Genomic DNA, 25,822 nt, shown 5'->3' on the forward strand with positions numbered 1-25,822 from the left:
CGGTGACGGATGGTGACGGATACTTGGGCGGTTGGGCCCGCGGGACCGGGGCCCAGCCGCACCGTGACAGACAGTGGAAGGGCAAGTCCTCGTGGCAAGGGTTCGGACAGGCGTACGTGCGGTGAGCGCCGTGCTGGCAGCGGTGCTCGGCGCCACACTGGCGGGGTGCAGCAGCACGGGCGGCAAGCGTGCCGAGGAACGGGCCGCCAAGGCCGCCCAGGGGCGGGCCGCGGTCGACACCCCCCGGTGGACCTTCGCGATGGTCACCCACTCAGGCGATGGCGACACGTTCTGGGACATCGTCCAGAGCGGTGCCAAGCAGGCGGCGGCCAAGGACAACATCAAGTTCCTCTACGCACACGACGTCGAGGGCAACAAGCAGGCGCAGAACGTCCAGGCCATGATCGACCAGAAGGTCGACGGCCTGATCGTCACGCTCGCCAAGCCGGACGCCATGAAGGACGTCGTCGCCAAGGCGGCGAAGGCCGGCATCCCGGTGATCACCGTGAACTCGGGCTCCGACAAGTCGAAGGACTTCGGCGCGCTCACCCACATCGGCCAGGACGAGGTCATCGCCGGCGAGGCCGTCGGCGAGCAGCTCAACGCGCGCGGCAAGAAGAAGGCCGTCTGCGTCCTGCACGAGCAGGGCAACGTGGGCCACGAGCAGCGCTGCGAGGGTGTGAAGAAGTCCTTCAAGGGCGACCTGGAGAACCTCTACGTCGAGGGCACCAACATGCCCAACGTGCAGTCGTCCATCGAGGCGAAGCTCCAGTCCGACAAGGACATCGACGCCGTCGTCACCCTGGGCGCCCCCTTCGCCCCCACCGCCGTCAAGGCGGCCCAGCAGGCCGGCAGCAAGGCCGAGGTCGACACCTTCGACCTCAACGCCAAGGTCGCCGACGCCCTCCAGAAGGGCACCCTCGGCTTCGCCGTGGACCAGGACCCCTACCTCCAGGGCTACGAGGCCGTGGACCTGCTGTGGCTCTACCGCTACAACCGCGACATGCTCGGCGGCGGCCGCCCCGTCCTGACCGGCCCGCAGATCGTCACCAAGGACGACGCCAAGACCCTCGCCGAATACACGAAGCGGGGCACCCGATGAGCGCCGACGCGATCACGGACGAGCGCCTGATCGGCCGCAGCCCCCTCCGCCGCCTGCTCGGCCGGCCCGAGCTGGGCGCGGTGGTGGGCGCGGCGGCGGTCTTCCTCTTCTTCTCGTTCGCCGCGGACAGCTTCCTGCGGGCCTCCAGCCTCTCCACCGTCCTGTACGCGTCCTCGACGATCGGCATCATGGCCGTCCCGGTGGCGCTGCTGATGATCGGTGGCGAGTTCGACCTGTCGACCGGCGTGATGGTCACCACGTCGGCGCTGGTCTCCTCGATGGTCAGCTACCAGATGACGGCGAACGTCTGGGTGGGCGTGGGGGTGTCCCTGCTGGCCACCCTGGCCGTCGGCTTCTTCAACGGCTTCATGCTGACCCGCACCAAGCTGCCGAGCTTCATCATCACCCTCGGCACGTTCCTCATGCTCACCGGCCTGAACCTGGGCTTCACCAAGCTCGTCAGCGGCACCGTCTCCACCAAGACCATCGGTGACATGGAAGGCTTCGAGTCGGCCCGGACGCTCTTCGCCTCCCACCTGACGATCGGCGACGTCGACCTCCAGGTGACGATCCTGTGGTGGTTCGGGCTCGTCGCCCTCGCCACCTGGATCCTGCTGCGCACCCGCGTGGGCAACTGGATCTTCGCGGTCGGCGGCGGCGCGGACGCGGCCCGCGCGGTCGGCGTCCCCGTCAACAAGACCAAGATCGGCCTCTACATGGCCGTGGCCTTCTGCGCCTGGATCTCCGGCCAGCACCTGCTGATGTCGTACGACGTGGTGCAGTCCGGCGAGGGCGTCGGCAACGAGTTCCTCTACATCATCGCGGCCGTCATCGGCGGCTGCCTGATGACCGGCGGCTACGGCTCGGCCATCGGCTCCGCGGTGGGTGCCTTCATCTTCGGCATGACCAGCAAGGGCATCGTGTACGCGCAGTGGAACCCGGACTGGTTCAAGTTCTTCCTGGGCGGCATGCTCCTGCTGGCGACCCTGCTGAACGCATGGGTCCGCAAGCGGGCGGAGGCGAGCAAGTGAGCGCTCTGGTCAAGCTCACCGACGTGAGCAAGTACTACGGCAACATCCGCGCCCTCGAAGGCGTCTCCCTGGAGGTCCACGCGGGCGACATCACCTGCGTGCTGGGCGACAACGGTGCGGGCAAGTCGACCCTGATCAAGATCATCGCGGGTCTGCACCAGCACGACGCGGGCGTGTTCGAGATCGAGGGCGAGGAGACGAAGCTCGCCTCCCCCCGCGAGGCCCTGGACCGGGGCATCGCCACGGTCTACCAGGACCTGGCGGTCGTCCCCCTGATGCCGGTCTGGCGGAACTTCTTCCTCGGCTCCGAGCCGACGAAGGGCAAGGGCCCCTTCAAGCGCCTCGACGTGCAGCAGATGCGCGAGACGACCCGCGCGGAGCTGCTCCGCATGGGCATCGACCTGCGGGACGTGGACCAGCCCATCGGCACGCTCTCGGGCGGCGAGCGCCAGTGCGTCGCGATCGCCCGGGCGGTGTACTTCGGCGCGAAGGTGCTGGTCCTGGACGAACCCACCGCCGCGCTCGGCGTCAAGCAGTCGGGCGTGGTCCTCAAGTACGTGGCGGCGGCCCGCGACGCCGGCCTGGGCGTGGTCTTGATCACGCACAACCCGCACCACGCGTACCTGGTCGGTGACCGCTTCGTCCTCCTCAAGCGGGGAGCGATGGCGGGCAGCCACGCCAAGTCCGAGATCGCCCTGGACGAGCTGACCCGTCAGATGGCGGGCGGCTCGGAGCTCGACCAGCTCAGCCACGAGCTGGAGCGGGCACCGGGCCCCGACGTGATCGGCGGCAAGAAGATCGAAGCCACCGAGGCGGACTGACGACGCCCGCGCCCCGGCGCGGGTTCCACCCGGGCTGTCCACCGGGACCGTCGGTCCACCAGCGGCGGGAGGGGCCGAGGGGGGCGGGCCCTGCCAGGGGGCGGCGGATCGCCGGGCAAGCGCAACGGTCGGCGGTCGCCGTGAACAATCCAGCCCCCGGAAGGGCCCGTCCGCCCTCGGCCCCGACCCACCCGCGTCCCGCCCCAGCCCCGGCTCCTGACCCACGACGCACCGGCAAGCGGCGGCACAAGGCCGAGCCCCCGCAAGCCGCACCGTTGTGCACCCGCCCCCACCCGTGAGGCACAATCGGCCACGACCGCATCCACGAGGCCCGGCCTCACGAGACACCGCAGGGGCGACCACCGGATGAGCATGTACCGCGAGCGCGTATACCGGGGCACCGGCAGAGCGACCGTGCTCCGCACGGTGGGCACGCGCGAGCGCCGCTCTCACCTCACCGCCCCCCGCGTCCCCACCGTGGGCATCGACATCGGTGGCACCAAGGTCATGGCCGGCGTCGTCGACGCCGACGGCAACATCCTCGAGAAGCTCCGCACCGAGACCCCGGACAAGTCCAAGAGCCCGAAGGTCGTCGAGGACACCATCGTGGAGCTGGTCCTGGACCTCTCCGACCGCCACGACGTCCACGCCGTCGGCATCGGCGCCGCCGGCTGGGTCGACGCCGACCGCAACCGGGTCCTGTTCGCCCCCCACCTGTCCTGGCGGAACGAGCCGCTGCGCGACCGCCTCGCCGGCCGCCTGGCCGTCCCGGTCATGGTCGACAACGACGCCAACACCGCCGCCTGGGCGGAGTGGCGCTTCGGCGCGGGCCGCGGTGAGGACCACCTGGTCATGATCACCCTCGGCACCGGCATCGGCGGCGCCATCCTCGAGGACGGCCAGGTCAAGCGCGGCAAGTTCGGCGTCGCCGGCGAGTTCGGCCACATGCAGGTCGTGCCCGGCGGCCACCGCTGCCCGTGCGGCAACCGCGGCTGCTGGGAGCAGTACAGCTCCGGCAACGCCCTGGTGCGCGAGGCCCGCGAGCTGGCCGCCGCCGAGTCGCCCGTCGCCTACGGGATCATCGACCGCGTCGCCGGCAACATCCCCGAGATCACCGGCCCGCTGATCACGGAGCTGGCCCGCTCCGGCGACGCCATGTGCGTGGAGCTGCTCCAGGACATCGGCCAGTGGCTGGGTGTGGGCATCGCCAACCTCGCCGCCGCCCTCGACCCCTCCTGCTTCGTCATCGGCGGTGGCGTCAGCGCGGCCGACGACCTGCTGATCGGCCCGGCACGGGACGCCTTCCGCCGGCACCTCACCGGCCGTGGCTACCGCCCGGAGGCCCGCATCGTCAAGGCGCAGCTGGGCCCCGAGGCGGGCATGGTCGGCGCCGCCGACCTGGCGCGGCTCGTCGCCCGGCGCTTCCGCCGCGCCAACCGGCGCCGCGTCGAGCGCTACGAGCGCTACGCGCAGGCGGGCCGCGGGTGATCACGATGGACCGTCCGGAACACACGGCCGCCCCCGGACCCCACGAGGCCCCGGGTGGCGCGGGCCCGGGCGGCGGCCGGCACCGCCGCTGGCTCAAGCCCGTCATCGTCTTCCTGCTCATCGCCATTCCCGCGGGCTACCTCTACATCTCGGCGATGCAGAGCCGTGGGGGCGGCGAGAGCAAGCAGGAGCAGGCGGCCGCCACCGGCCTGGAGGAGGGCTGGCCCACCCGGCTGCAGCGGCGCCTCTACGAGGTGACGGTGCCGTCCTCCGCCGAGGACGTCGCCCACTTCGAGACGAACTCGTGGAAGTCCAGCGCCCTGTACCTGCGGTTCACGACGACCCGGGCGAAGTTCGACAAGTGGCTCACGGGGGTGGGCAGCAGCGCCGCCGACCTGGAGGACGGCGAGGTCACCATCGACGAGGACGAGGCCGCCGAGGTCGGCTGGGAGTTCGGCGACGGTCACCACTGGGCGGGCACGGTCCACGAGCAGGACAAGCCCAAGCCCACCCTGGAAATCACCGCCAACCTGGACGACCCGAAGCGTCCGAAGGTCTTCGTCGTCTCGACCACCACCCCCTGAGGGCGGTACCCCGCGCGCCGGTGGTGAGCGCGGCGCGGGGGAGCGGGAAGCCGCTGCCGTTCCTCAGGCGCGGTGTGCGTCGACCGAGGCGGTGCTCTGCGGATGGTCCGCCACCGTGTACACGCGGCCGTCGTTGTCGCTCCCGAAAGGGGTGAGGTCGGCCGGCGTGCGGGTGAGAGGGTGGATCAGCCGCTACCGGTGCGAGCACCGCCATGCCGCCCGGTACCGCGACCGCGCCGTGCTGCTGGCCGGCGACGCCGCCCACGTCCACCCGCCCACCGGGGGCCAGGGCCTCGACACGGGAATCGCCGACACCATGAGCCTGGGGTGGCGCCTGGCCGCGGCGGTCGCCGCCCCCGCTACGAGGGGCTCCTCGACGCCTACGCCTAGGAGCGCCGGCAGTCCGCCGCCCGCGTCATGCGGCTCACCGGCGCCATGCTGTACTTCAACGCGACCCCCGCGCTGTGGGGCCACGCCCTGCGCGCCGTGGGACTGGGATGTGCGGGGCTGCCGCCCGTCCGCCGGCGCCTCGCCGCCGCCCTGGCCGGGCTGCAGGAGCGGGGCGCGGACCCGGCGCCCGGGTACGGAACGGAGCGCGGGCCCCCGACGTACCGCTGCTCGCCACGACCACGAGCCCCCACCGCCGACTGTTCGAGGCCCTGCGCGCCGGTCACCACGTACACCTCGTACCGGCGTGCGGCACCCCGGATCCCCGGGCGGCGGCCATGACCCTGCCCCTGCAGACGGTGCGGACCGACGCCTACCGGCAGGCGCGCATCGTCCGTCCCGACGGGCACTTCCTGTGACGTCCGGCCCCCTGTGCGCGTGCCACCCGGCCCTGCCGGGCGGCGCCCTGGCCGTCGCGGCCCCGACCGCGGCCGTGCCCGCCGTGCCGGACGTCCCGGCGATGGGCCCGGCGCTCACCCAGCGGCCCGCCGCCGGCTACCAGCTCCCTCAAATCCTCGGCAGAAACCATGGGACCCGGGCAGGTCAATATCTGTGCTCGCGAAGTGAGAATTAAGTTCGGAGCGCGATGAATATTACTTACCCGACAGGCAGAGCGGAGTTATTCGCCGTACGCGGCCGATCGCACCGTGCTAGTCTCGATCTCAGTTGCAGTTGTGGTTCCCGAAATCTTGCAGGCATCCCCGCCGGTTCATTCCGGTGGCGATCCTCTCTGGCTCCGGTTATTTCCGGCAGGGTGATCATCACGGCGACACGGAGGACACACGGTGTGAACTCCGAGCACCGCCCCGAAGGAGAAATAACATGGCTTCCGGATCCGTGAAGTGGTTCAACGCCGAAAAGGGCTTCGGCTTCATCGAGCAGGACGGCGGCGGCCCCGACGTCTTCGCCCACTACTCGAACATCGCCGCCCAGGGCTTCCGTGAGCTGTCGGAGGGCCAGAAGGTCACGTTCGACATCGCGCAGGGCCAGAAGGGCCCGACGGCCGAGAACATCGTTCCCGCCTGACGTCGGCACGCACCTCGCAGCCGGGGCCCGCACCTTGGGGTGCGGGCCCCGGCTCGACGCGTTTTGAGGGGATGCGCGACCCGCTGTCCGGGCCCCGCCCGGGTTCCGGACGAGCATCCCGCCGGGACCTCCGTGCGAAACGACTGGCCCCGGCCGCGGGAATCGCGTCACGCGCTCCGGCGAAGCCTCCGCGAGCATCCCTCCGCCGATCGATTGTCCATCCGATTCGGCTCCCATTTTCTTCGGCTCGTTCTTGCGATTCTCCGCGCTGCTCGTTTTCTGCGGGAATTCCTTGATGCGTGCCACGTCAAGGAAGGTTCCCCGTGAACCGCACGCGTATAAACGATCGCTCCGCCCGCACCCGCTCCGGAAATCCGGGCTCCGCGATGGGCGGAAACCGCTCCGGCTCCCCGCGCCGTGCCGAAGGCCCCGGACGCCGGCGGACTTCGCCCCAGGGCGAGTTCGCACTGCCGAAGACGGTCACCTCGGCGCTGCCCGCCGTCGAGGCGTTCGCCGATCTCGACATGCCGGCGCAGTTGCTGGCCGCGCTGGGCCATGAGGGCGTGACCGTACCGTTCCCGATCCAGGCGGCGACCCTGCCGAACTCCCTCGCGGGGCGTGACGTGCTCGGCCGTGGCCGCACCGGCTCGGGCAAGACCCTCGCCTTCGGCCTCGCCCTGCTGGCCCGTACGGCAGGTCGACGCGCCGAGCCGCGGCTGCCGCTGGCCCTCGTCCTCGTACCCACCCGTGAGCTGGCCCAGCAGGTCACCGACGCCCTCACTCCGTACGCCCGCTCCGTGCGGCTGCGCCTTGCCACCGTGGTCGGTGGCATGCCGATCGGCAGGCAGGCCGCCGGGCTGCGTACCGGGGCGGAGGTCGTCGTCGCCACGCCGGGCCGGCTCAAGGACCTCATCGACCGTGGCGACTGCCGCCTGGACCAGGTCGCCGTCACCGTGCTCGACGAGGCCGACCAGATGACCGACATGGGCTTCATGCCCCAGGTCACCGAGCTGCTCGACCAGGTGCGCCCCGACGGCCAGCGGATGCTGTTCTCGGCCACCCTGGACCGCAACGTCGACCTGCTGGTCCGCCGCTACCTCACCGACCCGGTGGTCCACTCCGTCGACCCGTCCGCGGGCGCCGTGACGACCATGGAGCACCACGTCCTCCACGTGCACGGCGCGGACAAGCACCGGACGACCACCGAGATCGCGGCCCGGGACGGCCGGGTGATCATGTTCCTGGACACCAAGCACGCGGTGGACCGGCTGACCGAGCACCTGCTGAACAGCGGTGTCCGCGCCGCCTCCCTGCACGGCGGCAAGTCCCAGCCGCAGCGCACGAAGACCCTGTCCCGCTTCAAGTCCGGACATGTGACGGTGCTGGTGGCGACCAACGTCGCGGCGCGCGGTATCCACGTCGACAACCTCGACCTGGTCGTGAACGTCGACCCGCCCAGCGACCACAAGGACTACCTGCACCGAGGCGGGCGCACGGCCCGCGCCGGCGAGTCCGGCAGCGTCGTCACCCTGGTGACCCCCCAGCAGCGCCGCGCCATGAGCCGGCTGATGGCCGCCGCCGGCATCACCCCGCAGACCACCGAGGTGCGCTCGGGCGAAGCCGAACTGAGCCGCATCACCGGTGCCCAGGCCCCCTCGGGCGTCCCGGTCACCATCACGGCGCCGGCCACGGAACGTCCCCGGCGCGCCGACTCCTCCTCGCCCCGCGGACGGCGTGGTCGCGTCGGCCGGGGCCGGTCCGCCGGCGGCACGGGTCGCCGCACGGCACCGCGCTCGTCCGTCGACGCGGCCGCTTAGAGCCGCCGAGACCCGTCGCGTCCGGCACCGTCGTACCCGACACCGTCACGCGGCGAGTCGCGGCCCGCACCCTCCACATCCGCCCGTCCCGCAGGAGGCACCCTTTGACACCGGCTCAGACTCGGCAACGCCCCCCGCACCCCCTCACCTCGGCCCCGGCCGGGGCCGAGGCCGTGGACCTGTCCGGACCGCAGGTCTGTGACGACATGACCGTGGAGGTGGCGCTGGCCGTCATGGCCGGCGCTCGTGTCGACTTCCTGTCCCTGTGCGACCGGGACGATCAGGTCACGGGCTCGATCACCCGGACCCGGCTCGTCGCCGTCCGCGACAGTTCCGCCTACACGGACCGGCTCCGGCTGAGGGACGTCCTCGGCGCCGACGGGCCGCCCGCCCCGCCCGCCCCCACGACGACGCCCGGAGCCGGGCACCCGGCGCGGTGCCGGCAGCCCGGCGTCCCGTCCGCCGTCGCCCGCGAGCACGGTTCCGCCCTGGACGCTCTCACCCTGTCCCGCTGATCGGCCCCACCCGCCCCCGTAGACCCGGTCCCCTTCCTTCCCCTGTGAGGCATCATGCGCTGCGTCATCGCCCGGTTCCCCTTCGACCTCACCAAGAGTGGGGTGCTGACCTCGATGAAGGGCGTGAAGCCCGAGGCCATCACGGGAGAGTCCGTGATCATCGGCCGCCGCCACTACCCCGTCAAGCAGGTGGGCGAAGTCATCACCCGGCAGGACCGCCGCGACTTCACCAGCGGAGAGGTCACCCGGGCCATGGCGCGGCTGGGCTTCACCTGTCGGAGCGCCCACGAGGCCGTGCCGGTTCCGCCCTCGCACGCCTCGCACGCCTCGCACGCCTCGCACGCCTCGCACGCCCCCACGCCGCTCGAGACCGCGTCGGCGCTGCTGGGCGGCCCCGGCCCGCTGGGGCTGTGACGACGACCTCCGGAAGCTGATCCACCGGACGGCGTCCGGCACAGGACAGCGATGAAGGGCCCTGCCGACGCGCGTCGGCAGGGCCCTTCATCGCTGTCGTCGTACGGTTGTTCGGATCGACCGGCGCCGTCACTGCGGGCGGCGCCGGACACGGGGTCTCAGTGTGGCGTCTCAGTGGTCGGAGTAGCTGAAGTCGCCCACGGTCCAGGCGCTGACGTCCTTGATCGCGACGCGGTACATCCCCCCGGTCTCGGGGATTCCGATGTTGCCCTGGAGGATCCGGGCGAGATGGAAGTGTAGATGCGTGGGCGCCTCGGCGCGGTCGGCGCGGTCCTGCGGCCGGTCCGCGCTGAAGACGGCGGAGAACGAACCGAGGTGGTCCGAGTCCTTGAGTACCTCCGAGACCCGCTCCCTCCACGCGGCCTCGGGAGCCAGTCGGCCAGTGATGACAGCACCACCGACCACCACGGTCAGCGACATCTGATTGCTCTGCCCGGACTCCACCATGGTGGAGATGCCGACGAGCAGGTCGTCAGGGTTCGACATGGGAGCCGATTCTATCCAGCGGCCGCTCCCGCCATCCACCGGCAGGAGTGACGTGAGGTTACCTGTGATGCGACTCGATCAAAATCTGTGTTTGCCGGAGTAGACATTGGCCCGGTGAGTGGTTAGATTTTCTCTCGTAGACATGGTCCGAGAGGCCCGGCAGACATGAACTGCCGGGATGGCACAGGTCGTACACAGTGCCGGTTCTTACACACGGATTCACCAGAGGAAGGACGGAGGGAGCAGACGCCATCAGGATCGCCCGGTCCGAGAGTGTTCGGGTCGGGTACCGCAAGGCCCCGGAACGGAAGGTGGTCCCCGGTCACGCAACCGCGATCCCCGTACGCCCCGCCCTCTCCCGGGCCGGGCGACGGAAGCAGAAGGCCGGCGAGGCAGTAACGCCGGCAGATGGTGTTCAATTTCCTTCGGGGCCCTGGTGCCGTACGGCACCAGGGCCCCTCAACGCGTTGCAGAACGAGGTGACATGCCAGCAGACAGTCCACTGAGCGATCGTCTGGACGACGACGACTACCCCGCCTACACGATGGGCCGGGCCGCCGAGATGCTCGGCACCACCCCGGGTTTCCTCCGGGCCATCGGCGAGGCCAGGCTCATCACGCCACTCCGCTCCGAGGGCGGACACCGGCGCTACTCCCGCTACCAGCTCCGGATCGCCGCTCGCGCCCGCGAGCTGGTCGACAGGGGGACACCGGTCGAGGCCGCCTGCCGCATCGTCATTCTCGAGGACCAGCTCGAGGAAGCACAGCGCATCAACGCCGAGTACCGCCGCACGGCGAAGCAGGCGTCAGACAGTTCCGGTTCCGGTTCCGCCTGAGGACGTCGGCCGGACCGGCCGGTGCGCACGAGGGATCATCGGGCCCCCGGCCGGGCCCGGTCCCGCCGGATCCGCCCCAAGCGCCATCTCGCCCGCGCTGTCTGCGCCCTGGTCGGACCGGTGCGCGCCCGACCCCCGTCACAGGGGCATCTGTGAGATGTGGGAGCGTGAGCGGGTGAGTGAGAGTACGCCGAACACCCTCCAATACCGCTCTGACGGGCCGGAAGACGCCCCGGTCCTGGTCGTGGGCCCGGCCCTCGGTACCACATGGCACAGGTAGGCGGAAGCGTCTTCTGGCGTCCACGTGGTCTATGTCGCTGCTGTTTGTGCAAGTGGGGGCGCTGTGGTCCAGGTGCGTCGATGGTGTTGGTGACAGCGACGTGACTCGTGATGGTCACTGGGCCCCCACCGGATAGGTGCTGGCAGGGGGCCTCGGCGTTCCTCAGTAGAGAGGTCCGCTCCTCGGTCCTGCTTGCGGCATCTGCGAACGCCTCGAGTGCCCACAGTGGGCGCCGCCAGAGCCACCCGTTGCGGGTCGGCCCGAACGGGCGGCGCGTTGGTGCCTTGCTCGGCAAGCCGAGCTGATGGCGGACACCGAGCATCTGCCCGCCGGCGGACAGGCCGGATTCCGGATCACCGTCCCCGTAACGAACGGTCGGCCCATGGCGTCATGGCCCGGCCCGTCCTCGTACGGGAGGTGATCTTGCGCCGCGGGGTGGACGGCCCTGATTCCCACGGAGGCGAAGGGCGAGTTCCCTATGCGGGCGGGGGACGACGAATGCCCCATGGGAGCGAGGCGATATGGTCTCCCGATTTATCCCAATGCCGTGCGCTGGTGGCACCGTGGAGGGCACACTGACGTGGGATGGGGAGGCGGTGCGCACGGCTGGGGCCTGCGCACAGTGATGGACGGCGTGCGCTGGGCGGGCGCCAGCCGTGGCCCTGGGGGGATGAATGACGCAGTCGTATTCCGGGCAGCGCCGTGCCGTGCGGGGGCGAGGGGCCAGGGGCAGGCCGGTGGTGGTGATCGGCGCCGGTCCGTACGGCTTGTCGGTGGCCGCTCATCTGCGGGCGGCCGGGGTGCCGGTGCGGGTCTTCGGCGAGATCATGGGCAGCTGGCGGCACGCGATGGCCACCGGGATGTTCCTGAAGTCGACGCCTGCGGCGACGGATCTGACCGCCCCCGTGCCGGGCGGCCGGCTGGCGGACTTCTGCCGTGCCACGGGCGTGGAGGAGCTGACCGAGCTGACACCGATCCCATGCACGACGTTCGTGGACTACGGGATGTGGTTCGCCCAGCGGTACGTCGGCCCCGTCGCTTCTGTCCCCGTGAGCCTGGTGGAGCGGGCCGGGAGCGGCTTCACTGTCCAACTGGAAGGCGGTGAGGAGCTGGAGGCTGCGGCCGTGGTCGTGGCCACCGGGCTCGGCGCACTCGCGCACATCCCACGCCGGCTCCGCCATCTGGCCCCTGAGGGGCCGGGCCCGCGGGGGCCGCTGTCCCACACCAGCCAGCACACCGACCTGTCCCGCTACGCCGGGCGCCGCGTCGTGGTCGTCGGCGGCGGGCAGTCGGCGCTGGAGAGCGCCGCTCTCCTGCATGAGGGCGGCGCTGATGTCCAGGTTCTGGTGCGCGCGCCCCGGGTGCGCTGGGGAGAGCGCCCGCAGCTGTGGCGCCCGGTCAGCCGACGGCTGGCCGCACCGGCTTCGGCGCTGGGGACCGGCTGGACGCTGGCCGTGGTGTGCCGCGCTCCGGGCACGGTACGGCATCTTCCGGCTTCGGCGCGGATGCTGTTGTTCCGCCGTGCGCTGGCCCCGGCGGGCGGGTGGTGGCTGCGCGACCGCGTCGAGGGCGTCGTGCCCGTCCGCACCTCCTGCCGCATCCGGCAAGCGCACATGGACGGGCCCGAGGTGCGGTTGTGGGTGGAGGGCGTGGGCGACGACCGGGCCGAACTGTCGGTCGATCACGTGCTGGCGGCCACCGGGTACCGGCTCGACGTGGACGCCCTGCCTTTCCTGACGCCGGCGGTGCGGCTCGCGGTGGCCCGGGTGGCTGGCTCGAAGGCCCCCTGTTTGTCCGGCGCGTTCGAGTCCTGTGTACCGGGGCTGTACTTCACCGGTTCCTTGGCCGCGCCCACTTTCGGGCCGATGCTGCGATTCGTCGCCGGTACCGGATTCGCCGCCCGGCGGATCACCGCCGCACTGACCTACCAGGCTCACACCGCTGACTGCCCAGAACCACCGGACGAGGCCTTTAGGCCGGGCATCCCCCCTGCGCCGGCGGGAGCCGGTCCCGTCCCGTTCAGGCATCCGTGCCCGCGTCGGCTGCCTCCGCCGGCAGGCCGCGGGTGGTGACGAGGCGGGCGCTGCCGTCGGCCAGCCGGTAGGACAGACCCACCACTGCCGTCCGTCCCGCGGCGACCTGATCGGCCAGGACCCGGGAGCGGTCCAGGAGAAGGCCGACGGTGTGCCGTACGTGCTCGGCGATGATGTCGTCGTCCTGGGTGAGTCCGGCTGCCCGGGCGGCCAGCACGCTGGGGGTGACGCGCTCGATGAGATCGCGTATGTACCCGGTGGTGCCGACGCCGTCGGCCAGGGCGGCGCGGGTGGCCGCCACGGCGCCGCACGAGTCGTGGCCCAGGACCACGACCAGCGGGCAGTCCAGCACACTGACACCGTATTCGATGCTGCCCAGCACCTCCGGCCCGGCGACGTGGCCCGCGGTGCGGACGACGAACAGGTCGCCCAGGCCCCGGTCGAAGATGATCTCGGCGGCCAGGCGTGAATCGGAGCATCCGAAGAGCACGGCGAACGGGCGCTGGCCGGGCGCGGTCTCGGCGCGGCGCACAGCATCCTGGTTCGGGTGCTCCGGTGCGCCCGCGACGAAACGCTGGTTGCCGGCCAGCAACAGCTCGAAGGCTTCGGACGGAGTCAGGGGCAGGGCGTCAGTCATGCCCGCAGGATATGAGAAGGCCCAGCTCGCCACTGCGCGGGGATCCGCCAGGAGGGGCCTGCCGGCTGGCCGGGGGCTGAGCGTCGTCGTGTCGCGCGGGGGCTTCGGGCCGGAGCCTTGGAGCGCGGTGGGGTTCAGGGGGCGTCCAGCAGGTCGGGCACCACTGTGCGCAGTCTCTCGGCGCTGATCGCGCCCGCGCGTTTGAGTACGGGCACCGGGCCGGTGAGGTCCACGATCGAGGAGGCGACAGCGGCCTCGGTGGGGCCGCCGTCCAGGTAGACGGCGACCGCGTCGCCGAGCATGTCCCGGGCGGCGTCGCAGTCCTGCGGGGACGGCTGTCCCGTCAGGTTGGCGCTGGAGACCGCCATCGGCCCGGTCTCGGCGAGCAGGTCGAGCGCCACCGGGTGGGACGGCATCCGCACCGCCACGGTGCCGTGGGTCTCCCCCAGATCCCAGGTCAGCGACGGCAGATGGCGGGCGACCAGGGTCAGCCCACCGGGCCAGAATGCCTCCACCAGGGCCCAGCCCCGCTCGGGGAAGCCGGTGACCAGGTCGCGCAGGGCGTCGGGGGAGGCGACCAGCACCGGTGAGGGCATGGCACGGCCGCGGCCCTTGGCCCGCAGCAGCCTGTCCACCGCCTCCCGGTCGAAGGCGTCGGCACCGATGCCGTACACGGTGTCCGTAGGCAGTACCACCAGTTCACCCTGCCCCACGGCCACGGCGGCCGCGCGCAGCCCGTCGGCGTGGCCGGACATCGTGGAGCAGTCAAACCGACGGGCCATCGCTGTTCTCCGTCCCTGCGGGCGCTCGGCCCACACCTGATCGTTCACCTCAGTAGGCTACCGGCCCTCACCTTGCCCACTCGTACTTTTCACCCCTATCCAGCGTCCCGCTCGCCGCCGCCACCGCACCTGCGCATGAGCGGCACCGCGCGGGACGCCTCGGACCAGGACGGCGCGACGAGTGATGGGCAGTCCCCGCGATTCGCCGTCCCGGCTGGACCTGATGGGCGGCGGTCATTTCGGCCCCCCGCCGCCCCCCCCTCCGTCCCCCCGCGCCCTCCTCCGTCCCCTCGACGCCACCCGCCCTCACCTGACCACCACCCACCCCGACCTCGCCACCCAACTCGACACCCTCACGAACCCCTCCCCGACCCCGCCCAACCCCGACTGACTGTCCGGACACACCACCCCGACGCCACCGCGGACGGCGCCTTCAACGTCGCCTGCCGCCCCGCAGGCCGAGTACCAGCACGTGGTCTTCGTTCGCGCCGAGCACCGACTTGATCTTTTACCTGTGCGCCGTGGGTGAGGGGCGCGAGGGTGGCAGGAAGGCTGGGGCGTGGACGCGGTACCGCTCGCAGGCGTCGGCGAGGTCTTCGTGGGCGTGATCGCCGCGCTGTCGGGGCGCCCGTCGGTGTCGTGGTTCCGGGAGAGCCTGCCCGATGACCTCGTCGCCCCGGCGGTCACGATGGAGGCCGCCGCATCACGCTAACCGTGGGCACTCGCGCGTACGACTCGGCCGGCGGCGAGCTTCTGCAGGAAGCCGTAGGCGAGGACGGGCAGGAGGAGGTGAGGTCTGTCGGGCAGCGCGGTGGTGATGAGGACGGCGCTCGCGCTGCTGTTGTTCATGCCGCAGGCGAGAGTCAGCGACGAGCCTGTGGGCGTGTCCAGGCGGAGCAGGCGCGCGGTGACACGGCCAAGGGCGAAGGACAGTGCGCACACCGCCGAGGCCACGATGAGCGCCGCGGCGAGCAGGAGGGGGCGGGGCTGTGTGAAGAACGAACCGAGTGCGCCGCTGGCGTTGACGTATGTCAGGAGCAGGGATCCCCACAGCGCCGCCGCCGGTGTCGCGCGCAACAGTGGCTGCATGACGCGATGGGGGAGGAAGAGCCGGGTCAGGATGCCCGCGCCGCAGGGCAGCAGGACCGAGGTGAGTGCGAAGCTGTTGCCGGCGCCGTACGCGGCCTTGTCCAGGGTTCCCGCGTAGTCGCCGCCGAGCAGAGGTGACAGGGCGTGCACGGTCAGCGGGACGGTGAAGGGGCTGAGGAGGGTGGAGGCGAGCACGAGCCCGACCATGACCGGCTGGTCGGCGTCTCCCTTGCCCGTCCAGACGGTGGCGCCGGCCGCTACGGGCATCGCGACGATGAGGATCATGGCGGTGATCAAGCCGCTGCCGCCGTCGGAGTCGGGGGAGCGCTGGAGGGCGAACGCGACGGCGGGGACGACCAGCAGCGGGGCGGCCAGGTGCAGGGCCAGTCCGGCCAGCAGGGCGAGGGGCCGCCGCAGGAGGCGGCCCAGGTCGCCGAGCGGTACTTGCAGGCCGGCCGAGAACAGCACCAGGGCCAGCAGCAGCGAGGGCACGTTCAGCGGAAGGCACGCGCCCGGCAGGGGAACGGTGTGCACGTGGCGGAGCCGGAGGCCGGGCCCGGGAAGCGCGACGGCGGTCAGGTACGCCGCCGTGACGGTCCATCCGAGCCGTCGGCGCAGCCAAGCCGTCAACCGGCCCGGAGGAAGAGGACCGGACGGCGGGCCGGCCTCGTCCGTGGCGCTGGTCCGCCGTGAGCCGGGTCCGGTCGGGGCGGATGGGGGAGGTGGCGGAGATCCGTCATGGCGCATGGCCGTCATGTTCCTGTGCCCCGGGCCGGTGTGGTGGCAGAACCGCGCTGTGGTCAGGATGCGTTCAGGTTGGAGGTGGCACGGTCGGGCCCATGACCCCAGAGATCTCCGAAACCGCCGAGACCCTCGCAACGCACACTGCCCCTGCGCCGGGCGCCGGCCCCGGCCGCCGATGGAACAAGGTCCCTGAAGTCACCGTGTACTTCTGGGTGATCAAGGTGCTGTGCACGACGGTCGGCGAGACCGCGGCCGACCTGCTGAACGGCAATCTCGGCCTGGGCCTGTCCGGTGTGTCGCTGCTGATGAGCGCGCTGCTGGTGGTCGCGCTCGTGGTGCAGTTCCGCGTCAGGGCCTACCGCCCCGGTCTCTACTGGCTCGTCGTGGCCCTGGTCAGCGTCGTCGGCACGCTGATCACCGACAACCTGACCGACAATATGGGCGTGCCGCTCCAGGTCAGCACTGCGGTGTTCGCCGCCGCGCTGGTGGGGGTGTTCGCCGTCTGGTACCGCAGCGAGCGGACCCTGTCCATCCACCACGTGGACACCACGCGCCGAGAGGCCTTCTACTGGGCGGCGGTTCTGTGCACCTTTGCCCTCGGCACCGCCGCCGGTGATCTGGTCGCCGAGCGCATGGCCCTGGGCTACTGGCTCTCCGCGGGCCTGTTCGCCTTGGCCATCGCCGCCGTCGCGGTGGCGCACTACGCCCTGGGCCTGGACGCCGTGTGGAGCTTCTGGATCGCGTACGTCCTGACCCGGCCGCTCGGCGCCTCGGTCGGCGATTACCTCTCCCAGCCGGCCGCCGACGGAGGACTGGGCCTGGGGACGGTCGCCACAAGCGGGCTGTTCCTGGCCGTGATCACAGGCTTGGTCGTGTTTCTGACGGTGACGCGGCGGGATGTGACCGCGCGGGAGAGTCTCACCCCGCAGGCAGGCTGATCACGAAAGCCGCGCCCGGTGTGCGCCGGACCTCATGGCGTACGTCACCGCCGGCGGAGCGGGCCAGGCGCCGTGCGAGCGGCAGGCCGAGGCCCGCTCCGTCGTGCCCGTCGTCGGCAGCCGCGCGCCGGCCCGGCTGGAACAGGTGTGCGGTGAAGGAGTGCGGAACGCCCGGGCCGTCATCGGCGATCTCCACGAACACGCCGCCAGGGCGGTGCGCGGCGCTGATGAGGACGCGGGAGCGCGCGTAGCGCAGCGCGTTGTCGAGCAGAGGACTGACGACCCGTTCGAGAAGGGCCGCGGACACACCCACCGTCAGCTCCTCGGGGCAGGTGACCGTCACTTTCGCCCTTTCGTTCCCGGGGAGCCTGTCCACGAGGTCCCGCAGGACGGGTGGAACGCCGGCGGTGCCGGGGGCGGTCCGGGCGCCGTCGCGCGCGTCGTGGAGGAGGGTGTCGCAGATCGTCCGCATGCACCGGGCCGCGTCCGCGAGCCTGGCGTGCGTGGCGCGGGTGTCAGCCGTCGAACGGGGGCGGGCCTGCCACCAGTCCAGCTCGGCGATGATGCGGGCGAGAGGCGTGCGCAGCTCGTGCGACAGTTCCCGGGTCAGCTGCTGCTCGTGCCGCAGCACCGCGCGGATGCGGTCCAGCAGCCCGTCCAGGGAAGCGCCCAGCCGCGAGAGTTCCACAGGGCGGGCGGTGGCGCTGAAGCGCTCGTCGGAGGCGACGGAGCTCCACCGGGTGGCCTGGTCGGTCATCACGTGTACGGGATGGAGGGCCCGTCCCACCGCGAGACGGGTGAGGGCGTAGGTGCAGGCGAGGACGGCGGTTCCCAGGGCGAGGGAGGCGAGGAGCATGGTGTCGGCCGAGGCGCGGTAGAGGGACAGGTCCAGGGCTGTGACGACGACGGCGCGCGGCGGGGATCCGGGAGGGCCGTCTCCGACGGGCCGTCCGCACAGGCGTACGGGAGTGTCGCCCTGGAAAGTGGTGCAGCGCCCGCTCCCGTACGTGGCGAGCCCCGCAGCGGTCCTGGTGAGGCGGCTGCCCTCCGGGGCCGAGGCAGGGTGTTCGAGCAGCCGCTTTTCGGCATAGATCCATACGTTGGTGTCGAGCAGCGCGTCGTCCGCTGTTTCCCGTACCCGCACCGGGCGGCTGCCGGTGTCCACGGTCGTGGCCACGGCGGCGGCACGGGTGCGCAGTTCGTCGTCGGCCTGCCTCGCGAGGTGGTGCCGGACGACAGTGTTGAACGCTACGGTGAGGACCACCATCACCAGGGCCGCCGTCGCGACGGCCACGAGCGAGAGACGGCCGCGCAGGCTGTGGGGCCGGGCGGCCCGGAAGAGCGCCGTCACGACAGCCGGTGCCCGATTCCCCGAGCGGTACGGACCGTCAGATCGCTGCCCGCTTCCCGGAGTTTGCGCCGCAACCGGCTCAGGTACTGATCCAGCGTGTTGTCGCTGACCTGCGCTCCTTCGGGCCAGCCGGCCCGGACCAGCGCACGTCTGGACACGACGTCCCCGCGCGAGGCCATGAGCGCGGCCAGCAGGCGGAACTCCGTCGGAGTGAGAGCGACTTCGCAGCCGCGCACGGAGAGGCCGTGCCGCACCGGGTCCAGCACCAGATCTCCCGTGGAGGCCGGCGCCGGCCGGCCCGTGCGCTTGAGCGCCGCTCGCAGCCGGGCTGCGAGCTCCGCGAGATGAAAGGGTTTGGGCAGGTAGTCGTCACCGCCGGCGGAGAAGCCGCCGAGGCGGTCCGCGAGCCGGTGGTGGGCGGTCAGGAAGATGACCGGTGAGAGGAACCCGTTGGCCCGCATCGCCTGGCACACGTCCCGTCCGTCCGCGTCGGGCAGGCCGACGTCCAGGACCACCGCGTCGACGGAGTCACCGGCCAGGCGCAGGGCGCCGGCGCCGTTCTGCGCGGGCACGGTCGCGAATCCCTCGTCGCGCAGGCCGCGCAGCAGCACGTCCCGCAGGGCGTGGTCGTCCTCGACGACCAGGATGACGTGCTGCACGCTCTCTCCTCAGGGGCCGGTGGGCCGGACCCGCTCGTGCCGGCGGCGGAGGTTCTCCGCCCGCTTGGGGACGACGGCCGGGGGAAGCCACCGGGCAGCGGCCCAGAGGCACGCCGTGAACCAGGCGAGGGCGAAGAGCCAGCCGCCGATGACGTCGCTGAACCAGTGGACTCCGAGATAGACGCGCGTCAGCCCCACCGCGGCGCCCCAGCAGCCGATCACCGCGGCGATGACGTAGCGGCCGCGTGGTGAGCGCAGCATCACCGCAGTGATGAGCAGCGCGGCCGTGATGGCCGCCGTGGTGGCGTGGCCGGAGGGGAACGACCACCCCGACGCGTGTGTCACCCGGTCCGGCACCGGCGGACGCGAGCGGGCCACGAGGTGCAGTACGGCCTGCCGCAGAGCCTGCCCCGCCCCCAGGCAGAGCAGACTCGCGGCCGCCGCGAGGAGCCTCTGCCGGGCTGTGCGCCCGGCGATGACGCCCGCCAGAGCGGCCAGCAGGTACGGGACCGCGTCCGTCCCGGTGCTGGTCACATCCCGTGCCGCGGTCACCGCTGTGTCCGGGCGGTGTCCGACGGCCCACGAGAGCAGGGAGACGTCCGCCGGCAGTGGGGTGCCGTTCCGCAGGACGACGGCCACCGCCAGCAGCGCGAAGCATGCCAGGGCCGCGAGACCGACGAAGCCCGCGCGGCCGGGTCCCCTCACCCGCCCGCCCCGTTCTTCTGCGCGGCAGCGGCGCGGCGTGACCGGTACAGCTCGGCGGCGAGCGGCAGCAGCGAGACGGCGACGATCAGCGCGACGATGGGCAGGAGGTAGCGGTCGACGTTCGGGATGGAGGATCCCAGCGCGTAGCCGCCCAAGGTCAGGCCCACCGTCCACAGCAGCCCGCCGGTCACCTGCCAGACCGTGAAGGAGCGCGCCGGCACGCCCAGGGCGCCGGCCATGGGGTTGAGCACCGTGCGGACGACGGGCACGAACCGGGCCAGCACGATGGCCTTCCCGACTCCGTACCGTTCGAGGAGGGCCTCGGCCCGCTGGGCTCCCTCGTGCAGGCGTGCCGAGCGGCTGCGGGCGAGCAGGGTGCCGCCGGCCTTCCTGCCGATGAGGTAGCCGCACTGCGAGCCCGCCAGGGTGCCCGCGACGGCCGCGAGCAGCAGCGGTGCCAGTGACAGGTGCACGCCCGTGGCCGCCGAAGAGCCTGTGCACAGCAGTCCGGCGGTGAACAGCAGCGAGTCGCCGGGCAGGAAGAAGCCGACCAGGAGTCCCGTCTCGGCGAACAGGACGATGCCGACGCCGAGCACGCCGAAGGCCGCGAGGAGCGACTGCGCGTCGAGGACGTTGACGGCGAGCGGTGAAGCCGTCGCGAACAAGGGTGCGGACATCGTCGCGGGCCCTTTCATAATGGACGAGCGGGCGGCCGGCACGGCACCCCGACTGACTACAAGCATATAGACGGTCTACTGTGCTGTAGACGACAACGGGGTGAGGAACGTTTCCAAGACGAACGCGAAGGACGAGCGCCGGCCGGCGGGCGAGCTGGAGGCCGGTGTCCTGGCCGCCCTCTGGGCCGCGGACCGCCCCCTCACGCCGGCCGAGGTGCAGGCGGGCCTCACCCACGACCCGGCCCGCACCACGGTGACCACGACCCTGACCCGCCTGTACGAGAAGGGCATAGTCGACCGCCGGCGGCAAGGGCGCGGCTACGCCTACTTCCCCGTACAGGACGCCCCCGGGCTGAGGGCCCTGCGCATGCACAGCGAGCTCGACCGGGACGAGGACCGCGAGATGGTCCTGGCCCGGTTCGTCGAAGGGCTCAGCCCCGACGACGAGCGGCTCCTGAGGGATCTGCTGGAGTCGGAAGAGTGATGACCGTCCTGCTGCTGCTTCCGCTGCTGCTCCCATTCGCCGTGCCGGCACTGGCGACGCATGCGGAACGGCGCCTCGCTCCTGTTACCGCGCTGTGGGTGCTGACCCTCACCGCGGTCGCGCTGGCCGGCGGTTCGCTGACGGCGCTGGGCGCCCTCGTGCTCACGGGCTTGCTGAAGCTGCCCGTTCTCGCGGCCTACGGCGAGCTGATCCACCCCTTGCGTACGCCGTGGGACGCCGTGGCAGTACCTTTCGCCGCCGCCTCCGTCGGTCTGCTCGCCGTCGGCGCATGGACGCTGACCCGTTCCGCCCTCCGGCAGGCCAAGGCGTTGCGCGCGGCGCACGCCGAAGCCGGCCGCCGGCCGGCCGCGGGTGACCTCTGCGTCATCGACTCCCCGTACCCGGATGCCTACGCCCTGCCCGGATGGCCTGCCCGTGTCGTGGTCACCACCGCGATGATCCGCAGCCTCGGCCCCGCCGAACGCGAGGTCCTCTTCGCCCACGAACGCGCCCACAACGCCGGCCGCCACCACTACTTCCTCGCCGTGGCCGAGCTGGCCGCACACTGCCACCCCGCACTACGCACCGTTCGCGCATCCATCCGGTTCGCCGCGGAGCGCGCGGCCGACGAAGCCGCCGCCGCGGCCGTCGGCGACCGTCGTCTGACCGCCCGCGCCATCGCCCGCGCGGCGCTGGCCGCCGGCGCCCACCGCCCCGGGCGGCCGGTCGTCACCCCGGCGGCCACGACCGGACCCGTCCCGCGCCGCGTCGCCGCCCTTCTTGCCGGACCCCGGCACCGGGCGCACCGGGCAGCTCCCTGGATCGCCGTACTCCTCGCCCTGTGCGCCGCCACTGCTGCCGGCGCTTCGGTGGCGAGCCTGGTCGCCTTCCACCACGACGTGGAAGTCGCCCAGGGTGAAGCCGCTCACTGATCACCGGGCCCCGCCCGGACGTGTGGAACCGTTCCGCTGCCGCTATCGTCTACCGGCGTGTAGACGCTCGCCGGGCGTCGCCTCCCGGCCCCCACCCGCGCGCGGCGGCTTCCAGCAGCCCCACGGGACCACACCCTCCGCACGACGGGAATCTGTAGACAATGAGCACCGCTTCCGGCCCCAACGGCCTCGACGGGGCCGCGATAGACGGCGGCCTGTACACCGACGTCACCGACTTCGCGCACCGGACGCACTGGCTGAACGGACCAGTGGCCGCCTACACGACGTACGGCATCGCGTTGTTCGGAGCGCTTCTGCTCGCCGGCTGGTGGCTGGCCCGCCGCCGCGACGCCCGCACCATGGCCGCCGCGCTGATCACCCCGTTCGCCGTCGTCATCGCCTACCTGGTCAACGACGGCATCAAGTCCGTCTTCCAGGAGTCGCGGCCCTGCCGGGCACTGCCCCACGACTTCCTCATCGAGGCGTGCCCGCCCGCCAACGACTACGCCTTCCCCAGCAACCACACCACCGTCGCCTTCGCCGTGGCGGCCGGACTGCTCCTGGTGAACCGGCGCCTGGCCGCCCTCGCGATGCCGACGGCGGTACTGATGGCCGCCTCACGCGTCTACGTCGGCGCCCACTACCCCCACGACGTTCTCGTAGGAGCCGTCGTCGGGATCGCCGTCGGCGTCGCCGTCGTGGCGATCGCGAGCCGCCTGGCCGCCCCGGCCGTCTCCAGGCTGCGCAACGGGCCGGCCCGACCGCTGCTCCTCGCCACCTGACCACGTACGCACGCGGCGGACACCGAGGCCGGCCCCTCGGTAGTGCATACCTGGCCCACCCGCGCCTGAGGAATCACGCAACGGTCCGGACGAGCAGACGGCTGCCCGCCGGTGCTTCCCTCATCCTGCCGCCGTGTGGCCGACAAGGCCATCGCCCCGGACCTTGAGCCGTCCCGGTCCGGGCGGCCGCGGTGGCTGCCGGGTGGCTGGTTTCCGATGGTGTGCGCGGTGTCGCTGGGTGGCGGCGTCGGGGCGGCGGCCCGGTACGGCGCGTCGCTGCTGTGCCCGACCGTGAGCGGCGCTTTCCCCTGGACGACCCTGGTCGTGAACGTGATCGGCTGTGCGGTCATCGGGGTGTTCCTGGTGGTGATCACGGATATGTGGGCGGCGCACCGGCTGGTGCGGCCGTTTCTTCGGCACCGGGGCCTCGGGGGTTTCACCACCTTCTCCACCTATGTGGTGGACATCCTGCGCCTGGCCGACGGCCGCCGCGCCGGCCTCGGCCTGGTCTACCTGGCCGCGACCCTGTGCGCCGCGCTGGCGGCGGTGTGGGCGGCCGCGGCCGTGACGCGTCGAGCGATCGGCTGGAGGAAGCGATGACGAGGCTGACAGGACGCTCGCTGCGAGTGACGGTCTTCGTCGGGGAGGACGACACCTGGCACCACCGGCACGCGGATCGGGATCCCGGCAGTGGCGGACTGCCCGAATGAGAACGGCGTGGACGAACGCGCCAAGGGCGTATGTGAGGAGCCGGCCTGACCGGGGCAACGGTCACCACCCGCGTCATCACCGACCAGGAGGAGGCCGAACGGACCGGCAAACCGCACCGAGCGCACGAGCGATCAGTGCGGCACATGGCGCGGGCAGACGCCGTGTGCCCGCTTACGCGCCGGCCCGGACCGGATCGAGGAGGACGGTGGCCCACCAGGGACCGGAACGGCGCCTCGTCCTCCGGGCCCGCACCCCGGCGGCGAGGCTCGCGGGCGCAAAGCGGTCACCACGCCGCCGCCCGTCACCTTGTTAGCGTGATGACGTGGCACGGATTGTGATCGTCGAGGACGACGACGCCATCGGAGGCAGGCTCACGGCGACGCTGCGCGCCCAGGGCCACGACAGCGAGTGGTGCCCGGACGGCGCTGCGGCGCTGGAGCGTGCTGCCCGGGGGCCCGCCGAGCTGGTGCTGCTGGATCTCGGCCTGCCGGACGCGGACGGGTTCGAGCTGTGCCGGAGCATGAGGGAGCGCCTGCCGGGGGCGGTGGTCGTGGTGCTGACGGCGCGTACGGGCGAGATGGACGTGATCCAGGCGTTGGAGTCGGGCGCCGACGACTATCTGACCAAGCCGTTCCGGCTGGCCGAGCTGCAGGCGCGGATCGCCGCCCATCTGCGGCGTGCCTCGCCCGGCCGGGACGGCGGCGCGGACCGGATCCGCCACGGTGACCTGCTGATCGACCGCACCGCGCGGCGCTGCCTCACCCCGGCCGGGGAGGTGGAGCTGCGGCCCAAGGAGTTCGACCTGCTGGTCCGGCTGGCCGTGTCCGCCGGCCGGGCGGTGAGACGGGAGGACTTGATGAGCGACGTGTGGGACGAGAACTGGTTCGGTTCCACCAAGACGCTCGACGTCCATGTGGCCGCGCTGCGCCGCAAGCTGGGTGACCCGGTGCGGATCACGACCCTGCGGCACTTCGGCTACCGGCTCGAACCTCCCGGGGAGCACTGACCGTGCGCCGCCGTATCCTGCGGGCCGTAGTCGTGGCCGTGGTGTGCGCGGTGCTGCTGTTCGCCGTACCCCTGGCGGTGGCCACACTCCGGCTGTACCGGCAGGACGAGGTACGCGAGCTGCAGCAGCTGGCCGATCGGGTGGCCGTGACCGTGCCGGCGGACGTCCACCATCCACGCGATCCGATGGAGCTGCCGCGCGTCGAGGCCGGCACCTGGCTGGGGGTGTACGACGAGGGGGCACGCCTGGTCACCGGCGCGGGGCCCGCGCGCGGGGACGGCCCGGTGCGCGAGGCGCTGGCGGGCCGGGCCGCGTCGCGCCTGCAGGGTGACCGGCTGGTGGCAGCGGTGCCGGTGGGCTCGGGCGAGCGGGTGCGGGCGGTGGTGCGTGCCGGTGCACCGGCCGATGGGCCGTTGCGCAGGGCAGCGCTGACGTGGGCGGGCATGCTCGCGCTGGCGGCGTTGGTGGTGGGGGTGGGTGCCGTGCTGGGGATCCGGTCCAGCAGACGCCTTGCCCACCCCTTGGAGGCATTGGCCGCGACGGCGGTCCTGCTGGAGAGCGGTGATCTGGCGGCCCGGGCCGCAGCGTCGGGCCTTCCGGAGGCCGACGAGGTCGCGGTCGCGCTCAACCGCGCCGCCGAACGCATCGGGGGACTGCTGCGCCGCGAGCGGGCCTTCAGCGCGGACGCCTCTCACCAGCTGCGCACCGCGCTGACCCGGGCGCGGCTGGAGCTGGAGAGCGCGCTCGCCACCGAGCAGGGGGGTGCGGGCCCGCACCCCCCGGGCCCGACGGGGGCGGACGCACCTGCGGCCCCCCACGACGCGATGCGGGCCGCCCTGGAGGCGCTGGCAGGCATGGAGACCACACTGGACGACCTCCTGGCCCTGGCCCGGGACCTGCCGGAGCAAGCGCCCCTGGACGTGGCGGGGCTGCTCGCGGAAGCCGAACGTCGCTGGCACGGCGAGCTGGCGGCCGTGGGCCGGCCTTTGCGGGTCGTCGTCGAGGAGCAACTGCCGGAGGCGGTCGGCTCGGCGCGCGCCGCCCGGCAGGTCCTCGACGTGCTGCTCGCCAACGCGCTCGCCCACGGCAGCGGCACGGTGACCGTCACCGCGAGGGAGGCGGCGGGGGTGCTCGCCGTGGACGTGGAGGACGAGGGGCCCGGGCCGCCCGAGGGGGAGGACGTCTTCGCCCGGCGGCGCGGCGCCGGTGGCGCCGACGACGGCGACGTCGGCGGCGGGGACGGCGGTCATGGGATCGGGCTGGCGCTCGCCCGCTCCCTGGCGGAGGCGGAGGGCGGACGGCTCATGCTCTCCCGGAGAGCCCCGCACCCGCGTTTCACCTGGCTGGTCGCCGGTGGAGGGGACGGGCCCGCCCTGTGACAGGTTG

At 72.3% G+C, this 25,822-nt stretch carries 29 protein-coding genes and 1 pseudogene; 22 read left to right on the top strand and 8 right to left on the bottom strand.

Annotation, left to right across the window (positions count from 1 at the left end; translation table 11 throughout):
• Positions 1 to 91 precede the first annotated feature (91 nt).
• The 11 genes and pseudogenes from CYQ11_RS25260 (at position 92) to CYQ11_RS25305 (ending at position 9,245) form a co-directional block, all read left to right on the top strand.
• The gene (locus CYQ11_RS25260; RefSeq protein WP_099202618.1) at positions 92 to 1,102 is read left to right on the top strand and encodes a sugar ABC transporter substrate-binding protein; all 1,011 of its coding nucleotides are present in this window, start codon (positions 92 to 94) and stop codon (positions 1,100 to 1,102) included.
• Positions 1,099 to 2,133, top strand: coding sequence for an ABC transporter permease (locus tag CYQ11_RS25265; protein ID WP_099202619.1), 1,035 nt, complete (start codon positions 1,099 to 1,101; stop codon positions 2,131 to 2,133). Before CYQ11_RS25260 ends, CYQ11_RS25265 begins: the two co-directional genes overlap by 4 nt.
• Positions 2,100 to 2,954 (top strand): ATP-binding cassette domain-containing protein, encoded by an 855-nt coding sequence (locus tag CYQ11_RS25270; protein WP_099202620.1) that lies wholly within the window; start codon positions 2,100 to 2,102, stop codon positions 2,952 to 2,954. The genes CYQ11_RS25265 and CYQ11_RS25270 overlap by 34 nt, the downstream gene beginning before the upstream one ends.
• A gap of 366 nt (positions 2,955 to 3,320) precedes the next feature.
• Positions 3,321 to 4,442 (top strand): ROK family glucokinase, encoded by a 1,122-nt coding sequence (locus tag CYQ11_RS25275; RefSeq protein WP_104651088.1) that lies wholly within the window; start codon positions 3,321 to 3,323, stop codon positions 4,440 to 4,442.
• 5 nt (positions 4,443 to 4,447) lie between these two features.
• On the top strand, positions 4,448 to 5,026 hold the full coding sequence (locus tag CYQ11_RS25280) for a hypothetical protein (protein WP_240003702.1): 579 nt from the start codon (positions 4,448 to 4,450) through the stop codon (positions 5,024 to 5,026).
• A 238-nt stretch (positions 5,027 to 5,264) separates the two neighbouring features.
• A pseudogene (locus CYQ11_RS30930) lies at positions 5,265 to 5,318 on the top strand (FAD-dependent monooxygenase); the annotation flags it as partial.
• A gap of 125 nt (positions 5,319 to 5,443) precedes the next feature.
• Complete coding sequence (locus tag CYQ11_RS29845; RefSeq protein ID WP_181143781.1) at positions 5,444 to 5,755, top strand: hypothetical protein; 312 nt, start codon at positions 5,444 to 5,446, stop codon at positions 5,753 to 5,755.
• 540 nt (positions 5,756 to 6,295) lie between these two features.
• Complete coding sequence (locus CYQ11_RS25290) at positions 6,296 to 6,499, top strand: cold-shock protein (protein ID WP_099202622.1); 204 nt, start codon at positions 6,296 to 6,298, stop codon at positions 6,497 to 6,499.
• 323 nt (positions 6,500 to 6,822) lie between these two features.
• Positions 6,823 to 8,316, top strand: a complete 1,494-nt coding sequence (locus CYQ11_RS25295; RefSeq protein WP_099202623.1) for a DEAD/DEAH box helicase — start codon at positions 6,823 to 6,825, stop codon at positions 8,314 to 8,316.
• Between the two features lie 104 nt (positions 8,317 to 8,420).
• Positions 8,421 to 8,831, top strand: coding sequence for a hypothetical protein (locus tag CYQ11_RS25300; protein WP_099202624.1), 411 nt, complete (start codon positions 8,421 to 8,423; stop codon positions 8,829 to 8,831).
• A 54-nt stretch (positions 8,832 to 8,885) separates the two neighbouring features.
• Positions 8,886 to 9,245 carry an SCO5918 family protein gene (locus CYQ11_RS25305; RefSeq protein ID WP_099202625.1) on the top strand — a complete coding sequence of 120 codons (360 nt, stop codon included), beginning with the start codon at positions 8,886 to 8,888 and terminating at the stop codon, positions 9,243 to 9,245.
• A gap of 171 nt (positions 9,246 to 9,416) precedes the next feature.
• On the opposite strand, the gene CYQ11_RS25310 is transcribed toward CYQ11_RS25305, so the two are convergent.
• Positions 9,417 to 9,791, bottom strand: coding sequence for a GvpU-like protein (locus CYQ11_RS25310; protein WP_099202626.1), 375 nt, complete (start codon positions 9,789 to 9,791; stop codon positions 9,417 to 9,419).
• Between the two features lie 484 nt (positions 9,792 to 10,275).
• Here CYQ11_RS25310 and CYQ11_RS25315 point away from each other — a divergent pair, with 484 nt between their 5' ends.
• Together CYQ11_RS25315 and CYQ11_RS25320 are read left to right on the top strand one after the other, a co-directional pair.
• Positions 10,276 to 10,626: a MerR family transcriptional regulator gene (locus CYQ11_RS25315; protein WP_099202627.1), complete on the top strand. Its 351-nt coding sequence runs from the start codon at positions 10,276 to 10,278 to the stop codon at positions 10,624 to 10,626.
• Positions 10,627 to 11,643: 1,017 nt separating this feature from the next.
• Positions 11,644 to 12,978, top strand: a complete 1,335-nt coding sequence (locus CYQ11_RS25320; RefSeq protein WP_338105729.1) for an NAD(P)-binding domain-containing protein — start codon at positions 11,644 to 11,646, stop codon at positions 12,976 to 12,978.
• Here CYQ11_RS25320 and CYQ11_RS25325 read toward each other — a convergent pair.
• The gene (locus CYQ11_RS25325) at positions 12,926 to 13,576 is read right to left on the bottom strand and encodes a carbonic anhydrase (protein WP_099202629.1); all 651 of its coding nucleotides are present in this window, start codon (positions 13,574 to 13,576) and stop codon (positions 12,926 to 12,928) included. The genes CYQ11_RS25320 and CYQ11_RS25325 overlap by 53 nt on opposite strands.
• 134 nt (positions 13,577 to 13,710) lie before the next feature.
• Positions 13,711 to 14,358 (bottom strand): L-threonylcarbamoyladenylate synthase, encoded by a 648-nt coding sequence (locus CYQ11_RS25330; RefSeq protein ID WP_099202630.1) that lies wholly within the window; start codon positions 14,356 to 14,358, stop codon positions 13,711 to 13,713.
• A 184-nt stretch (positions 14,359 to 14,542) separates the two neighbouring features.
• On the opposite strand from CYQ11_RS25330, the gene CYQ11_RS30485 reads away from it, so the two are divergent.
• Together CYQ11_RS30485 and CYQ11_RS29850 are read left to right on the top strand one after the other, a co-directional pair.
• Complete coding sequence (locus tag CYQ11_RS30485) at positions 14,543 to 14,749, top strand: hypothetical protein (protein WP_240003703.1); 207 nt, start codon at positions 14,543 to 14,545, stop codon at positions 14,747 to 14,749.
• A gap of 168 nt (positions 14,750 to 14,917) precedes the next feature.
• Complete coding sequence (locus CYQ11_RS29850; protein ID WP_181143782.1) at positions 14,918 to 15,070, top strand: hypothetical protein; 153 nt, start codon at positions 14,918 to 14,920, stop codon at positions 15,068 to 15,070.
• Here CYQ11_RS29850 and CYQ11_RS25340 read toward each other — a convergent pair.
• Positions 15,067 to 15,981: a bile acid:sodium symporter family protein gene (locus CYQ11_RS25340; protein WP_338105730.1), complete on the bottom strand. Its 915-nt coding sequence runs from the start codon at positions 15,979 to 15,981 to the stop codon at positions 15,067 to 15,069. The genes CYQ11_RS29850 and CYQ11_RS25340 overlap by 4 nt on opposite strands.
• Positions 15,982 to 16,286: 305 nt before the next feature.
• Here CYQ11_RS25340 and CYQ11_RS25345 point away from each other — a divergent pair, with 305 nt between their 5' ends.
• Positions 16,287 to 17,129: a COG4705 family protein gene (locus tag CYQ11_RS25345; RefSeq protein WP_099202631.1), complete on the top strand. Its 843-nt coding sequence runs from the start codon at positions 16,287 to 16,289 to the stop codon at positions 17,127 to 17,129.
• Here the strand turns inward: CYQ11_RS25345 and CYQ11_RS25350 are convergent.
• From CYQ11_RS25350 to CYQ11_RS25365, 4 genes are read right to left on the bottom strand one after another with little or no spacing between them, the layout of a single operon-like run.
• Entirely contained in the window at positions 17,110 to 18,480 is a 1,371-nt protein-coding gene (locus tag CYQ11_RS25350; RefSeq protein WP_398780966.1) for a sensor histidine kinase, read from the bottom strand. The genes CYQ11_RS25345 and CYQ11_RS25350 overlap by 20 nt on opposite strands.
• The gene (locus tag CYQ11_RS25355) at positions 18,477 to 19,139 is read right to left on the bottom strand and encodes a response regulator transcription factor (protein ID WP_099202632.1); all 663 of its coding nucleotides are present in this window, start codon (positions 19,137 to 19,139) and stop codon (positions 18,477 to 18,479) included. The genes CYQ11_RS25350 and CYQ11_RS25355 overlap by 4 nt, the downstream gene beginning before the upstream one ends.
• Before the next feature lie 9 nt (positions 19,140 to 19,148).
• Positions 19,149 to 19,844 carry a phosphatase PAP2 family protein gene (locus CYQ11_RS25360; RefSeq protein ID WP_099202633.1) on the bottom strand — a complete coding sequence of 232 codons (696 nt, stop codon included), beginning with the start codon at positions 19,842 to 19,844 and terminating at the stop codon, positions 19,149 to 19,151.
• Positions 19,841 to 20,521: a DedA family protein gene (locus CYQ11_RS25365; protein WP_181143783.1), complete on the bottom strand. Its 681-nt coding sequence runs from the start codon at positions 20,519 to 20,521 to the stop codon at positions 19,841 to 19,843. The genes CYQ11_RS25360 and CYQ11_RS25365 overlap by 4 nt, the downstream gene beginning before the upstream one ends.
• A 100-nt stretch (positions 20,522 to 20,621) precedes the next feature.
• Here CYQ11_RS25365 and CYQ11_RS25370 point away from each other — a divergent pair, with 100 nt between their 5' ends.
• The 6 genes from CYQ11_RS25370 (at position 20,622) to CYQ11_RS25395 (ending at position 25,815) form a co-directional block, all read left to right on the top strand.
• Positions 20,622 to 21,005 (top strand): BlaI/MecI/CopY family transcriptional regulator, encoded by a 384-nt coding sequence (locus CYQ11_RS25370; protein ID WP_099202635.1) that lies wholly within the window; start codon positions 20,622 to 20,624, stop codon positions 21,003 to 21,005.
• Positions 21,005 to 21,937, top strand: coding sequence for a M48 family metalloprotease (locus tag CYQ11_RS25375; protein WP_099202636.1), 933 nt, complete (start codon positions 21,005 to 21,007; stop codon positions 21,935 to 21,937). The genes CYQ11_RS25370 and CYQ11_RS25375 overlap by 1 nt, the downstream gene beginning before the upstream one ends.
• Before the next feature lie 161 nt (positions 21,938 to 22,098).
• A complete protein-coding gene (locus CYQ11_RS25380; RefSeq protein WP_099202637.1) occupies positions 22,099 to 22,719 on the top strand; it encodes a phosphatase PAP2 family protein in 621 nt (206 codons plus the stop codon).
• 216 nt (positions 22,720 to 22,935) lie between these two features.
• The gene (locus CYQ11_RS25385) at positions 22,936 to 23,319 is read left to right on the top strand and encodes a fluoride efflux transporter FluC (RefSeq protein WP_099202889.1); all 384 of its coding nucleotides are present in this window, start codon (positions 22,936 to 22,938) and stop codon (positions 23,317 to 23,319) included.
• A 433-nt stretch (positions 23,320 to 23,752) separates the two neighbouring features.
• Entirely contained in the window at positions 23,753 to 24,436 is a 684-nt protein-coding gene (locus CYQ11_RS25390; protein WP_099202638.1) for a response regulator transcription factor, read from the top strand.
• Between the two features lie 2 nt (positions 24,437 to 24,438).
• A complete protein-coding gene (locus CYQ11_RS25395) occupies positions 24,439 to 25,815 on the top strand; it encodes a sensor histidine kinase (RefSeq protein WP_099202639.1) in 1,377 nt (458 codons plus the stop codon).
• Positions 25,816 to 25,822: the final 7 nt, after the last annotated feature.

It is taken from the genome of Streptomyces cinnamoneus, assembly GCF_002939475.1.
Taxonomy (GTDB): Bacteria; Actinomycetota; Actinomycetes; order Streptomycetales; family Streptomycetaceae; genus Streptomyces; species Streptomyces cinnamoneus_A.